The 13,528-nt window shown below is 73.2% G+C and carries 11 protein-coding genes and 2 pseudogenes; 8 read left to right on the top strand and 5 right to left on the bottom strand.

Annotated elements, in window-relative coordinates; all coding sequences use genetic code 11:
- Both ACWDR0_RS27595 and ACWDR0_RS27600 read left to right on the top strand, forming a co-directional pair.
- Positions 1 to 130 (top strand): annotated as a pseudogene (locus ACWDR0_RS27595) (PLP-dependent transferase); the annotation flags it as partial.
- 172 nt (positions 131 to 302) lie between these two features.
- Positions 303 to 941, top strand: a complete 639-nt coding sequence (locus tag ACWDR0_RS27600; protein WP_456354492.1) for a hypothetical protein — start codon at positions 303 to 305, stop codon at positions 939 to 941.
- Positions 942 to 1,002: 61 nt separating this feature from the next.
- On the opposite strand, the gene ACWDR0_RS27605 is transcribed toward ACWDR0_RS27600, so the two are convergent.
- Positions 1,003 to 1,830, bottom strand: coding sequence for an alpha/beta fold hydrolase (locus ACWDR0_RS27605; protein WP_456354493.1), 828 nt, complete (start codon positions 1,828 to 1,830; stop codon positions 1,003 to 1,005).
- 224 nt (positions 1,831 to 2,054) lie between these two features.
- Here ACWDR0_RS27605 and ACWDR0_RS27610 point away from each other — a divergent pair.
- The 3 genes and pseudogenes from ACWDR0_RS27610 to ACWDR0_RS27620 all read left to right on the top strand — a co-directional run.
- Positions 2,055 to 2,459, top strand: a pseudogene (locus tag ACWDR0_RS27610) (hypothetical protein); the annotation flags it as partial.
- A gap of 155 nt (positions 2,460 to 2,614) precedes the next feature.
- Entirely contained in the window at positions 2,615 to 3,109 is a 495-nt protein-coding gene (locus ACWDR0_RS27615) for a thiol-disulfide oxidoreductase DCC family protein (RefSeq protein ID WP_456354494.1), read from the top strand.
- Between the two features lie 11 nt (positions 3,110 to 3,120).
- Complete coding sequence (locus tag ACWDR0_RS27620; RefSeq protein WP_456354495.1) at positions 3,121 to 4,014, top strand: TetR family transcriptional regulator; 894 nt, start codon at positions 3,121 to 3,123, stop codon at positions 4,012 to 4,014.
- Between the two features lie 67 nt (positions 4,015 to 4,081).
- Here the strand turns inward: ACWDR0_RS27620 and ACWDR0_RS27625 are convergent, their stop codons facing one another.
- Positions 4,082 to 6,370, bottom strand: coding sequence for an MMPL family transporter (locus ACWDR0_RS27625; RefSeq protein WP_456354496.1), 2,289 nt, complete (start codon positions 6,368 to 6,370; stop codon positions 4,082 to 4,084).
- A 360-nt stretch (positions 6,371 to 6,730) separates the two neighbouring features.
- Between ACWDR0_RS27625 and ACWDR0_RS27630 the strand changes: the two genes are divergently transcribed.
- The gene (locus ACWDR0_RS27630; protein WP_456354518.1) at positions 6,731 to 7,396 is read left to right on the top strand and encodes a response regulator transcription factor; all 666 of its coding nucleotides are present in this window, start codon (positions 6,731 to 6,733) and stop codon (positions 7,394 to 7,396) included.
- Complete coding sequence (locus ACWDR0_RS27635) at positions 7,393 to 9,027, top strand: ATP-binding protein (protein WP_456354497.1); 1,635 nt, start codon at positions 7,393 to 7,395, stop codon at positions 9,025 to 9,027. Before ACWDR0_RS27630 ends, ACWDR0_RS27635 begins: the two co-directional genes overlap by 4 nt.
- 43 nt (positions 9,028 to 9,070) lie before the next feature.
- On the opposite strand, the gene ACWDR0_RS27640 is transcribed toward ACWDR0_RS27635, so the two are convergent.
- Together ACWDR0_RS27640 and ACWDR0_RS27645 are read right to left on the bottom strand one after the other, a co-directional pair.
- Positions 9,071 to 10,531, bottom strand: a complete 1,461-nt coding sequence (locus tag ACWDR0_RS27640; protein ID WP_456354498.1) for a metallophosphoesterase — start codon at positions 10,529 to 10,531, stop codon at positions 9,071 to 9,073.
- Positions 10,532 to 10,657: 126 nt separating this feature from the next.
- Positions 10,658 to 10,912: an SCO4848 family membrane protein gene (locus tag ACWDR0_RS27645; protein WP_456354499.1), complete on the bottom strand. Its 255-nt coding sequence runs from the start codon at positions 10,910 to 10,912 to the stop codon at positions 10,658 to 10,660.
- On the opposite strand from ACWDR0_RS27645, the gene ACWDR0_RS27650 reads away from it, so the two are divergent.
- The gene (locus ACWDR0_RS27650; RefSeq protein WP_456354500.1) at positions 10,851 to 12,395 is read left to right on the top strand and encodes a D-alanyl-D-alanine carboxypeptidase; all 1,545 of its coding nucleotides are present in this window, start codon (positions 10,851 to 10,853) and stop codon (positions 12,393 to 12,395) included. The two genes, ACWDR0_RS27645 and ACWDR0_RS27650, sit on opposite strands and share 62 nt — an antisense overlap.
- Here the strand turns inward: ACWDR0_RS27650 and ACWDR0_RS27655 are convergent.
- On the bottom strand, positions 12,364 to 13,428 hold the full coding sequence (locus ACWDR0_RS27655; RefSeq protein WP_456354501.1) for a YihY/virulence factor BrkB family protein: 1,065 nt from the start codon (positions 13,426 to 13,428) through the stop codon (positions 12,364 to 12,366). The genes ACWDR0_RS27650 and ACWDR0_RS27655 overlap by 32 nt on opposite strands.
- Positions 13,429 to 13,528 lie beyond the last annotated feature (100 nt).

The raw sequence follows: 13,528 nt of genomic DNA on the forward strand, positions 1-13,528 counted from the left end.
GATCGTGGACAACACCGTGCCGACGCCGTTCCTGCTGCGGCCGGTGGAGCACGGCGCGGACATCGTGGTGCACTCGGCGACTGGGGACACAGCCGGGGATATGGGCGCTGGGGCTGGCCGCGGTGGTACGGGGCCGCCGTCGTTCCGGGCCGCCGTCGTTCCGGGCCGCCGTCGTTCCGGGCCGGGAACGTCCCGGACCTGTCCCGGAAATGTCCCGGATGTTGCCGGAACCGCCTTCACCCTGTGGAGTGGCCCTGGGAGGATGCGAACCGAGTCGAGCACTGGGAAGCGGGGAACCGGACATGACACTGCCCGATCCGAACCAGCAGCCGGGCGGGGCCCCGGATCCGCAGCCGGGTCCGCGGCCGGAGTACCCGCCGGGTCCGCGGCCGGATCCGGGCCCGGCGGCGGTCCCGGGCGAGCCGGAGTACCAGTGGGGTCCGGACACTCCGCCCGGTACGCCCGCGTACGGGTATCCCGGCCCCGGCTACGGCTATCCGGGGCCCTACGGATACGACCCGACGCTCCCCGGCTACGGCCTCACACAGCCCGGCCTCGCGGTCCCGCCGGGCGCCGCGGCGGCGGGCGCCGGGATGCCGCTGGTGACCATCGGCGACATCACGGTGACGCACGACACGATCGTCACGCCGTCGGGGAACATGCCGCTGCGGGGCGCTGTCTGGACCGCCACGGACCTGTCCCGGACCGAGGAGAAGATCGCGCCGTACGCCATCGCGCTGGCGGTGGTGCTGGGCCTCTTCACCTGTCTGATGTCGCTGCTGTTCCTGCTCATCAAGGAGAAGAAGACCAGCGGCTATATCCAGGTCACCGTCACCAGCGGCGGTCTGCACCACACCACGATGGTCCCCGCCTACAACGCCCACACCTTCCAGCATGTGATGGGCCAGGTGAACTACGCCCGGTCGATCAGCGCGATCTGACCGGGCGGGGTAGCCGGGCCGGGCGAGCGGGGCGGCGGGCGCCCGGGGCGTCCGTCGCGGGCTAGGTTCCGGGGGCCTCGGCGGTTGCGGGGGTTCCGGGAGTTCCGGCGGTTCCGGGGGCCTCGGCGGTTTCGGTGAGGAACGCCGTCAGCAGGGCGGTGATCTCCGCGGGGCGCTCCAGGGACGGGAGGTGCCCGGCCCACGGCAGGTGTGCCCGGCGGGCCCGGGGCAGCAGCTCCGTCTGCCGGTCCGCCGCCGTCCGGAACTCGGGCAGGTCATGGGCGCCGGAGACGACCAGGGCGGGTACGTCCAGGTCCCGCAGCGCCTCCGGGTCGAAGTCGCCCGCCTCCCACTCCTCGTCACCCCCGGCGAGCTGGATGTCGTACGCCTGCTCCTGCATGGCAGCCACCGCCCGCACGGTGTCCTCGCCGGCCTCCGGTCCGAGGAACGTCCGGGCGGTCAGCAGAGCCGCCTCGGCCGTGTCGCCCCGTTCGACGAGCGCGACCTCCCGCTCCTCGAAGGCGGTCATCTCCGGGCTGTCCGGGATGCCGGGCAGCCCGGCGCAGAGCAGTGCCAGGGCCGCGACCCGGCCGGGCGCGCGGGCGGCGATCTCCAGTGCGGTCCGGCCGCCGTAGGAGGCGCCGATCAGTACGGCCCGGTCCATGCCCACGGCGTCCATCACGGCGAGGACGTCGTCGGCGTCGTTCCAGGGCCGCCCGCCGCAGGGGGTGGTGCCGTGGCCGCGGAAGTCGCCGCGGACCAGATGGTGTCCGGCCGCCGCGAGGGCCGCCCACTGGGCGTCCCACATCCGCCGGTCGCAGACCGTGGAGTGCAGCAGGACGATGTTCTGTCCGGCGCCCGGGGCGCCGACCGTGTCATAAGTGATCATCGGACCGGACCCTACCCCCGCGCGGGGCGCCGCGGCGCGGGCATTTCCCCGGCCGCGGGCGCGGGGCCCGCCGGGCGCAGTCCTGGCCTCGGCCCCTGCCGCCCCCGCACGCTCCCCCCTCCCAACTCCCTTTCCGGAAGCCCATATTCCGCGTTGAACGTGTTCAAAAAAGGAGCTACATTCTCTTCGTCGGCACTTTTGAACACGTTCAGAAAGGTCGGGGGATGAACCTCAACGTCGTCGGATACCTGATCTACCTGCCCATCAGCGTCGCGCTGACCGTCTGGGTCGCCCGCACCCTCAGCCGCAACGGCCGGATCTTCCTCTCGGATGTGATGGGCGGCGACGAGAAGCTGGCCGATGCCGTCAACCATCTGCTGGTGGTCGGCTTCTACCTGGTCAACCTGGGCTTCGTCGCCCTCTATCTGAAGATCGGTCGGACCGTCCTGGACTCCCGGGAGCTGTTCGACGCACTGTCGGTGAAGCTCGGTGTGGTGCTGCTGGTCCTCGGAGTGCTGCATCTGACCAATGTCTACGTCCTCAACCGGATCCGGCGGCGCGGGCTGATGGAGCGCGACGGCGTCCCGCCGGTAGGGCCTCAGGGGTGGACCGCCCCCGCGCCTCAGGGGTGGGGACCGGGAGCCCAGAGCTGGGGTCCGCGGGCGCGGGCCGGGCACCCCGCACAGCACGCACCGCGGCACACCCCGCAGCAGGACCGGGACCGGCTGCCCGAGGCGGGCCCGGAGGACACTCCGCCGGTGCCGCCGGCCGGGCGGTGAACACCGTGGCCGCCGACGGTCACCGCCGGAGTGAGCCGGTCCGGCGGCTCACGGTCCTCTACGACGCGCAGTGCGGGCTCTGCTCCCATATCCGGGACTGGCTGGTACGGCAGCGCCAGCTCGTCCCGCTGGACCTGGTGCCCGCCGGGTCGGCCGAGGCCCGCGGGCTGTTCCCCGGCCTGGACCACCAGGCCACCCTGCGCCGGATCACGGTGGTCGGGGACGGGGGCCAGCTCTATACGGACGACGCGGCGTTCCTGGTCTGCCTCTGGGCGCTGGCCGAACACCGGTCCAGGTCGGTATGGCTGGCGTCGGCCGCCGGGAAGCCGTTCATCCGGGCCGCGGTGCTGGCCGCCTCCGCCTACCGGGAGTCCACAGGGGCGGCCCGGCGCAGGCTCGATACCCCGGACGGGCCGCCGGGACCGTCCGGCACGGGGTCCGAAACGTGGCCGGACACCGCCGGGCCGCCCTGTGACGACCGCTGTGCGCCGCCCGGTTAGGCTCGGGCAGCGTGACCGACCGGAAGAACACCCCCGCGAAGACGCCGGGCGCACCGGGCACACCGCCCGCGCCCAAGAGCGAACAGACCCGCACCCTGATCCTCGAAACCGCGCTGCGGCTCTTCCAGGAGCGGGGGTACGACCGGACGACGATGCGGGCCATCGCCAAGGAGGCGGGGGTCTCGGTCGGGAACGCGTACTACTACTTCGGCTCCAAGGAACATCTGATCCAGGGGTTCTACGACCGGATCGGGGCCGAGCACCGGGCCGCCGTACGGCCGCTGCTGGACACCGAGACCGATCTGGCCGCCCGGCTGTCGGGGGTGCTCAACGCCTGGCTGGACGTGGCGGAGCCGTACCACGAGTTCGCTGCCCAGTTCTTCAAGAACGCGGCCGACCCGGACTCGCCGCTGAGCCCCTTCTCCGCGGAGTCGGAGGAGGCCCGGGAGGCGGCGATCGCCATCCACCGGGAGGTACTGGCCGGGGCGAAGACCAAGATCCCGGCCGAACTGCGGGACCTGCTCCCGGAGATGCTGTGGCTCTCGCAGATGGGCCTGGTGCTCTGCTGGGTCTTCGACCGCTCCGAGGGCCATGAGCGGAGCAGGCGGCTGGCGAACCAGGGGGCCCGGCTGACCACACGGGGCATCGTGCTGGCCCGGTTCCGGGTGCTGCGGAGCCTGGTGGTCGATATGCACGAGATGCTGACGGACCTGCTGCCGGGGATGGCCCAGGGAGTGGCGGCCCGGCGGGTGGCCGCGGACCGGAAGAAGGCCCCGCGGAAGCGGTCCGCGGAACCGGCCGCCGCGGGCGGGGGCGCCGAAGCCGAGGCGGCTGCGCCTGCCGGTGCGGATGCGGTACGAGGCGGCGGGCCGGAGCCGGAACGGGCCGGGGAGCCGGGGGCGTAACGGGCGGGCCGGCGCCCCCGTCACCGTACGCGTGTCCCCCGGCAGGTCCGGCCCGCCCGCCGCCGGGTCAGCCGCGTTCGGTGCCCACCGGGGTCCGCTCCCCGGAGCGCGGGGCGGGCGGCTGCGGCTCCTCCTCCGGCTCCCACGCCGCCCGCTTCCCCGGCCCCTGCGACCCCTCCGGCCCGTACGGCCTTGCCGGCTCCGCCGGTTCCGCCGGTTCCACGGCGAGCCGCGGCAGGATCCGGTCGAGGAACGCGGGCAGCCACCAGTTGGCCCGGCCCAGCAGATGCATGGCCGCCGGGACCAGCGCCGTACGGAGGACGAACGCGTCCAGCGCCACGGCGGCAGCCAGCCCGGCGCCGACCATCGCGGCCTCCGGGTCACCGCTGAACACGAAGGCGGTGAAGACACAGATCATGATGAGGGCGGCGGAGTTGATGACCCGGCTGGTCTCGGCGAGCCCGGTCCGTACCGCCCGCGCATTGTCCCCGGTACGCACCCACTCCTCGTGCATCCGGCTCACCAGGAACACCTGGTAGTCCATCGAGAGGCCGAAGAGCAGCGAGAGCATGATCGCCGGAAGGAAGGCGGAGATCGGGCCCTCCTTGCCGAAGCCGAGCAGCCCGGAGCCCCAGCCCCACTGGAAGACCGCCACCAGCACCCCGAAGGCGGCGGCCGCGGCGATCAGGTTCATCGCGGCGGCCAGCAGCGGGACGCCCAGCGAGCGGAACGCGATCAGCAGCAGCAGACAGCCCAGCGCGACCACAGTGATCACGAAGTACGGCAGCCGGTCCGTGGTGACCTGGGCGAAGTCCTTGGAGACCGCGGTCGCTCCGCCGAGATGGGCCGTCAGTCCGGACTCCGCGACCACATCGGACCGCAGGGTGTCGATCAGCCGGTCGGTCGCCGCGTCCTGGGGCGCCGTGGCCGGGACGATATGGATCACGGCGACGTCCGCGCCGGGCGGTACCGGTATCGCCTGCGCCTTCGCCACGCCCTCGGTGGCCCTCACCCGTTCGGCGAGGGCGGTCACCTCGGCGGGCCCGGCACCGTCGACGACGAGCTGGAGCGGTCCGTTGGCACCCGGCCCGAAGCCTTCGGCGAGCAGGTCGTACGCCTGCCGGGTGGTGGTGCTCTCCCGGTGGTTGCCGTGGTCGTTGGTGCCGAGCCGGAGCGAGAGCACCGGCAGCGCGAGCACCACCGTCACCAGCAGCGCCAGCGCACCGACCGCCCGGGGCCGCCGCTCGACGAAAGCGGACCAGCGGGCCGCGGTACCGGTCGGGGCCTCGTCCGCACCGGCCGCGGCCCCGGCACCGCCCGCCGCGGACACCACCGCCGGCGAGCGGCGCTGCTTCCGGCTGAGCACCCGGGGGCCGAGCAGCCCCAGCAGGGCGGGCAGCAGGGTGACGGCCGCCAGCACGCTCAGCACCACCGTCAGGGAGGCGGCGATCACGATGCCGTCGAAGAACCGGACCCTGGTGACCAGCATTCCGGCCAGGGCGATACAGACCGTGGCACCCGCGAACAGCACCGCCCGGCCCGAGGTGTTGAGCGCGGTGACCGCCGACTCCTCCGGGGTCCGCCCGTTCAGCAGCCCCCTGCGGTGCCGGGTGACGATGAAGAGGGCGTAGTCGATACCGACGCCGAGGCCGACGAGCGAGCCGATCAGCGGCGCGACGGTCGCCAGTGAGGTGCCATGGCTGATCAGCCCCGTGAGCATCAGCCCGATCCCGACCCCGAACAGGGCGGTGACCAGCGGCAGCAGCATCGCGAACAGCGAGCCGAAGGCGACGAAGAGCACGATCGCGGCGGCCGCGACACCCACCAGTTCGGCCGTACCGCCCGGCGGACCCGCCGCGTACACGATGACCTGGCCGCCGAGTTCGACCCGGAGCCCGTCGTCGCGGGCGTCCCCGGCGCGCTCGACGATCGCCTCGACCAGCTCCTTGGGGACCCGCTCGGCGCGTTCGGTGAAGACCACGGTCGCATACGCGGTCCGGCCGTCCCGGCTGATCGCGTCCGCACCGGCCGGGGTGTAGGGGCTGATCACCTCGCCGACGCCCGTCATGCCCGCTATCTCCGTCAGCGCGGGCTCCAGCCGCTCCCGTACGCCGGGATCGCGGACCGAACCGTCACCGGTGTGCCACACCACCGTCGCCGGGTCGCCCGACGCCTTCGGGAACGCCTCGGCCATCAGGTCGTACGCCCGCCGGGAGTCGCTGTCGGGGAGACTGAAGTCGTTGCTGTAGGCCGACCCCTTGATACCGCTCAGCACCCCCAGGCCGAGCAGTGCCACCACCCACAGCACCAGGACCACCAGCCGGTGCCGGTAGCACCAGCGCGCCCATGACTCCACGATGTTCTTCCTTCCGCCGTATACGCCGTATCCGCCGTCGCCCGTCGCTCTCTTCGGCGACGTCCGTCCCCCGGGTCGCCTCAGCATCGGCCGGGCTCCGGGCCCGCGGCGGCGTACGGGCCGGACTCTCAAGGAACTCCAAGACTGCGGAGCCCCCGCCGACGGCCGGGCGCGCCGATACTGAGGGGCGTCCACTGAGGGGCGTCGGCGGTACGGCCGGGAAGGGGGGCGGCGGGCATGGACACACAGGTGACGGACCCGGCGGCGGGACCGGGGGCGGATACGGCGGTATGGCCCGGGGCGGGGGCGGATACGGCGGTACGGCCGGGGGCGGGGGCGGGCCCGGAGGCCGGGGCGACGGTGCTGGTCCTGGAGGACGAGCCGGGCATCGCCGATGTGCTGGCGATCGCCCTGCGCCACCACCGGTTCGCGGTGCTCGCGGCGGGCAGCCTCCGGCAGGCGCGGCAGCTGACCGAGCGGACCCGGCCCGACGCGGCCCTGCTCGACGTGATGCTGCCGGACGGCGACGGCCGGAGCTTCGGCCGCGAGCTGCGGGCCCGGCACCCGGAGACCGCGGTGCTCTTCCTCACCGCCCGCGACGCGGCCGCCGAGATCGTGGGCGCGCTGCGGTACGGCGACGACTACATCACCAAGCCGTTCAACGTCGACGAGGTGATCGCCCGGATCACGGCCGTACTGCGCCGTACCCGGCCCGCCGACGTCCTGCCCGTGCCACCGCCGCTGCGCTACCGGGACCTGGAGCTGGACGAGACGACGTGCACGGTCGGCCGGGACGGGCGCACGGTCGAGCTGACCCCGACCGAATACGCCCTGCTCCGATTTCTGGTGCGCAATGCGGGGCGGGTGGTGCCGAAGGAGCAGTTGCTGCGGCATGTGTGGCAGTACGAGCATCCGGCGGAGTCCACGGTGGTCGAGACGTACATCAGCTATCTGCGGCGCAAACTGGCGCCGCTCGGGCCGCCGTTGATCACCACCCGGCGCGGTCTCGGATACGGCCTGATATGAGGGGCCGGTCCACGGCCGCCGGGCGGCCGGCCCGGCACTCCCTGCGCGCCAAACTCACCAAGGTCAATCTGGCCCTGCTGCTGCTCGGTGTGGTGGTGACGATCTGCGTCAGCCTGATGGCGATGCAGCACTTCCTGCTCCAGCGGGTGGACGACGATCTGAAGAGCAGCCGGGACGCCATGATCGGCACCGGGCTGACCCAGCAGCAGATCGACTCGTTCAAGGAGATCTCGATCCTGCTGGAGCATGTGACGGGGGCGGCAGGCGGGCGGAGTGCCCTGATGCCGGTGTCCAACACCCTGATCGTGGCGCTGGATCCCGCCCTGCGGCCCACGACGTTCGCCCGGCACCAGCCGACCGGACGGCAGTTGGAGCTCGCGGCCGCCGTACGGGACCCGGCGGGGCTGGCGGCGGGCGGCGGGGTGCGCGGGGTCGAGGTCGGCGGCACCGACTACCGGGTCGTCGGCGCCGGGCTCCCGGACGGCACCCTGCTGCTCTTCGCCTCGGACGTCGATTCCCTCCAGCAGACGGTCTACCAGGCGCTGAAGGTCGATGCCGCGGCCGGGGCGCTGCTGCTGGCGCTGCTCGCGCTGGCCACGACCGCGGGCACCAAGCATCTGGTGCAGCCGCTGGAGCGCATGGTGGAGACGGCTTCGGCGATCGCGGAGGGCGATCTGACCCGGCGGGTGCCGCCGGGCCGACATCCGGTCGGCGAGATCGAGCAGTTGCGTACGGCGCTGAACGCGATGCTGCACCAGGTGGAGTCGGCGTTCGAGACCCGGGAGCGCAGCGCGGCACAGCTGCGGCGGTTCGTCGCGGACGCCTCGCACGAGCTGCGGACCCCGCTCTCCGCGATCCGGGGGTATCTCCAGCTGTACGACCGGGGGATGCTGCGGACACCGGAGGACCGGGAGCGGGCACTGTCCCGGATGCACGGGGAGGCGGACCGGATGGCGCGGCTGGTGGAGGAGTTGCTGACACTGGCCCGGCTCGACCGGGCGCCGGAGTTCCGGTTCGGGCCGGTGGACCTGGCGGAGCTGGTGCGGGACGCGGCGGGGGATCTGCTCGCGCAGCAGCCGTCGCGGCCGGTGACGGTCGGCGGGTCGCCCTTGCCCTTGCCGTCACTGTCACTGTCGGCGTCACTGCCGCGGTCGAGGTGCGAGCCGTCACCGGCCGAGTCGTCACCGGCCGGGGAGTCGCTGCCGTCGGCGGCGGACGGCGGGTGTGCGGTCGTCCTCGGTGACGAGCCGTCGCTCCGTCAGCTCGTGGGGAATCTGCTGGCCAATGTCCGGGTCCATACGCCCCGGGACGCGCCGGTACGGGTGGAGACCGGCCCGGGCCCGGACGGTTCGGTACGGCTGCTGGTGGCGGACGGCGGCCCGGGGATGGCGCCGGACGACGCGGAGCGCATCTTCGACCGGTTCTTCCGGGCCGGGACATGCGGTGACGGCAGCGGTCTCGGTATGTCGATCGTCCGGGCGGTGGCCGATGTCCACGGCGGCACGGTGGAGGTCCGTACGGCACCGGGGAAGGGCCTCGCGGTGCTGGTGAGCCTGCCGTCCGCGCCCCGGGCCGGCAGCGGCCGGCCGACGACGGCAACAAAGGCGGGGTCGGGGGCAGCGGCGGGCTGACGGCCACCGACCGCCCGGGCCGGGCGGTCGGTGGCCGGTGTGGTCAGGCCTGGCGGGAGGCGAGCTGGACGACGGTGATATCGGACTCGGCGCCCACCCGGACCGGCGGACCCCAGGCACCCGCGCCCCGGGTCACGTACAGCTGCGTGTCCCCGTACCGCTCCAGCCCCGCGACGGTCGGGTTGGCCAGGGCCGCCAGATACTCGCCGGGCCAGAGCTGGCCGCCGTGGGTGTGGCCGGAGAGCTGGAGGTCGACCCCGTGTTTCACGGCGTCGTGGATGACGACGGGCTGATGGGCCAGGAGTACGGCGGTACGGCCGCGGTCGCGGTCGCCGAGCGCCCGCTCGAAGTCGGGGCCCTTGCCCTCGCGCTCGCCCTCCGGATCGTCGACCCCGGCGAGGTCGAACCCGGCCGCGATCTCCACCCGCTCGTTCTCCAGGGGCCGCAGCCCCAGCTCCCGGACATGGTCCACCCACTGCTGGGCGCCGGAGAAGTACTCGTGGTTGCCGGTGACGAAGAACGAACCGTGCCGGGCGCGCAGTCCGGTCAGCGGTTCGGCGGCGGACCCGAGGTCGGCGACGCTGCCGTCGACCATGTCGCCGACGATCGCGATCAGATCCGGGTTCGCCGAGTTGATGGTGTCGACGATCCGCCGGGTGTGGGCCCGGCCCAGGATCGGTCCCAGGTGGATATCGCTGACCACGGCGATCCGGTAGCCGTGGGCCGACCGCGGGAGTTTGGCCAGCGGGACGGTGACCCGCTTCAGGGTGGGGCCGTTGAGCACGCCGTACGTACCGAGGCCGACGGTTCCCAGCGCCGCGGCGGCCGCTCCTCCGCCGACGACCCGGGAGACGAACATGCGCCGCGACGACACCCGGTCCGGACGGGCCGCGGGTGCTTCGGCGGTGGCCGTGGCGGCCCCGGGGGCGGTCGTGGAAGCGGTCACAGAAGTGGTCGCTGCGGCCGCCGCGGCGGCACCGGTCGCCGCGGGCCCGGCGTCCGCGGGCGCACCCGCCGGTACGGGCACGGCGGCGGAACCGGGGACTCCGGCCCGGGCGGGCACGGTCTCGGTCGCTGTCTCGGCCTCGGTCGGTGTCTCGGTCGGTGTCTCGGTCGCTGTCTCGGCTTCGGTCACGGTGCCGGTCCCGGCCCGGGACCCGGCGGCCGGGCCCGCGATCCGGGCGTCACGGCGCGCGGCGGCCCGCAGCCAGCCGAACCGGACGGCCTCCCCCACCAGCAGGAAGAGCACCAGGTACAGCAGCACCGCCAGCCAGAGGAAGCCGGGCCAGGCAAGGATCTGCTGGAACCGGAAGGGAACGCCGGACCGGGCCGAGAACTGGGCGGCCACGGAGATCAGCGGCAGCGCGGTCACCGCCACCGCCCCGGCGATCCGGGCCCTGCGGCTGGTGGTCAGATCGCGGACCAGCCGCCGCCAGACGTACCAGTGCGCTGCCGCGAACAGAGTGATCACAGCGACCACCACGAGCAGGACGACGACGATCACAGACCGCTCCCCAAGTTCTCCGTGTACTCCCCGGGGGCCCGGCCGTCATCCGGCGGCCCCTCCGGGCATCTCAACGCGCCGCGGGCGCGGCTGGTGCCCGGAGCGGGCGATCACCGATGATGATCATCATCCGGTGCTGTCCGGATCCCGCCGTAGCGCCCTGACCCCGCGGAACCCGATGATCCCGACGGCCGTCCCCAGAAGAAACGACGTGATGGCGAGCAGCAGATGGACCCAGAAGTAGCCGGTGGGATCACCGGCGTCGTCGAAGGCGAGTCCGCTGCCGTCCTTCCAGAGATTGCGGACGAAAGAGACCCAGATGAACCAGCTCCACGCCCCGAAGGCGAGCAGGAACCAGGAGGCGGGGCGGCTGAGCTTCATACGCCCAGTATCCGGGCCGCGCGCCGGGGCGGTCCGCCGGGGTCGTGGCGTGCCGGGCCGGGGACCGCTCGGGCGGGGGCCGGATCCGGGGCCGTACCGGCGGTTCACCGACCCGAAAAGCATATTTTCCCGAGTGACAGGTAATTTCTCGTCCGTGTCTGTTCTGAAGAAGACGGCTGTTCTGAAGAGGACGGCCCTGACGGCCGCCGCCGCGACGCTGCTGCCCGCGCTCGTCGCCGCTCCCGCGTACGCGGCCGTGCCCGCGAGAGCGGCCGCGGCTGCGACCGTGCACAGCGGTGCCGCCGCGGACCGTACCGCCGCCGCCGCGGACCGGGCGGACAGGACGGACCGGAAGAGCGCGCCGGGGCGGCAGGCCCGGAAGCAGCCGGTGCCACCGGCCGCGATGTCCACGGTCGGCGGGTCCCTCCTGGGCCGCCCGGGCACCCAGGTCAAGCTGGGCCCGGGTGCGCCCGTACTGCCGTCCGGGCTGAGCGCCCGTTCGTGGATCGTGGCGGACGCGGAGAGCGGTGCCGTGCTCGCCTCGCACAACTCCCACTGGCGGCTGCCGCCCGCCTCCACGATGAAGATGCTCTTCGCGGACACCCTGCTGCCCAAGCTGCCGAAGACCGACACCCACAAGGTCACCTGGAAGGACCTGGAGGGGGTGGGCTCCGGCAGCAGCGCGGTGGGTGTCAAGGAGGACCTGACGTACAGCGTCCACGATCTGTGGCTCGGGGTGTTCCTGGTCTCCGGCAACGACGCCGTCCATGTGCTCTCCGCGATGAACGGCGGTATCCCGAAGACCGTCCAGGAGATGCAGGCCCATGCGGAGGAGCTGCAGGCGCTGGACACCCAGGTCGTCTCGCCGGACGGCTATGACGCGGCGGGCCAGGTGTCGTCCGCGTACGACCTCACCCTGATCGCCCGCAGCGGCCTCCAGAAGAAGGACTTCCGGGACTATGCGGCGACCTCGGAGGCGCAGTTCCCGGGGAGGATGGTGGGCGGCAAGCGGGAGTCCTTCGCCATCGCCAACACGAACCGGCTGCTGACGGGTGACGGGGTCGCCCCCTACCCGGGGGTGGCGGGGGTCAAGAACGGCAATACGTCGCAGGCCGGCGCGACCTTCACCGGAGTGGCCGAGCGCAACGGCCGGGTGCTGCTGGTCACCGTGATGAACCCGGAGTCCGGGGAGCGGCACGCCGTCTACCGGGAGACCGCGCGCCTGATGGACTGGGGCTTCGCGGCGGCGGGCAAGGTGACACCGGTCGGTGAACTGGTCGCGCCCCGGTCGGCGAAGCCGCCGGTGGGCGCGGGCCCGGACAAGCACTCCGACCAGACGAAGCGGACGGGGAGCGCCGCCGCGGCGCGGAAGGAGCCGTCGGGTGGTGTGGGCACGGCCCTGGCGATCGCGGGCGGCGTGCTCGTGGTCCTCGGGGGCGGGGCCTTCCTGGTCAACCGCCGCTGGCCGCGGCGCCGGGCCTGACGGGGCGGGCCGGCCCCTTCGGAGGAGGGGAAGGAGGAGGTGGAGACGTCACCCGGCCGTCTCCGCCCTCGCTCCCGTCTCCGCCTTCTCCACTCTCGCCGCCCTCGCCACCTTCTCCACCCTCGCCGCCCTCGCCGTCCTTGTCCGGCTCCCCCGTCGTCTCCGCCGCCCGCTCCTCGTCGCCCGGCTCCCGGGTCGCGGTCCACGCCGCGCAGAACAGCAGCAGCTTCGCGGTCAGGTTGATCCAGAGCAGCAGCGCGACGGGCACTCCGAACGCGCCGTACAGGCTCCGCCCGGCGACCTCCCTGATGTACCCGCCGATCAGCAGTTTCAGCACTTCGAAGCCGATGGCGCCGATCAGCCCGGCCACCAGCAGCCTGCGGCGCGGCGGCTGCACTCCCGGCAGCAGCGTCAGCAGATAGAGCAGGATGAGGAAGTCGGCGGCGACCGCGATCGCGATGGCCGCGATCCGCAGCAGTACGCCGCCGGGCCCGCCGCCGTCGATCCCGAGCCGGTCCGCGGACCAGCCCACCGCCGTCGCCCCCAGAGTGGAGGCGGCGAATGACGCCAGGACCGTGGCGCCCAGGCCGAGGAGGACGACCGCGTCCTTCGCCCGCCGGGCGAACGGATTGCCCTCGTCCTCGTCGTCGATGCCCCAGACCGCCCGCAGGCAGTCCCTTATCGCGGTCACCCAGCCGACGCCGGTGACCAGCAGCAGGGCACCGGAGACCAGCCCGACGGTCCCCGCGTTGGCGGCCAGGGCGCCGACGTCGAGCTGTTCCGAGATGCCCGGCACCTGGTCGCCGATCCGCTCCTCCAGCCGGGTCAGCCGGTCCTTGCTCAGCAGGGCCGCGCCGACCGCCACCGCCAGACTGATCAGCGGGAACATCGCGAGGAAGCTGAGGAAGGTGATGGCGGCGGCCAGCCGCGTCCAGTGCACCCGCTCCAGCGTCTCGTAGGTGTGCCAGGGGTGCGTCCGCATCAGCCGGACCACCAGCGGTCCGACCACGGGAAGCCTGCTCAACCAGTCCATGGGCTACGCCTACCCCTTCCCCGCCCGTCAACCGCCGGGCCGCCGTACCACCGTTCGCCGGGCCGTTCGCCGTACCGCCGTCCCCGCTCAAGAACTGCCG

It is taken from the genome of Streptomyces sp. NPDC003691, from assembly GCF_053981115.1.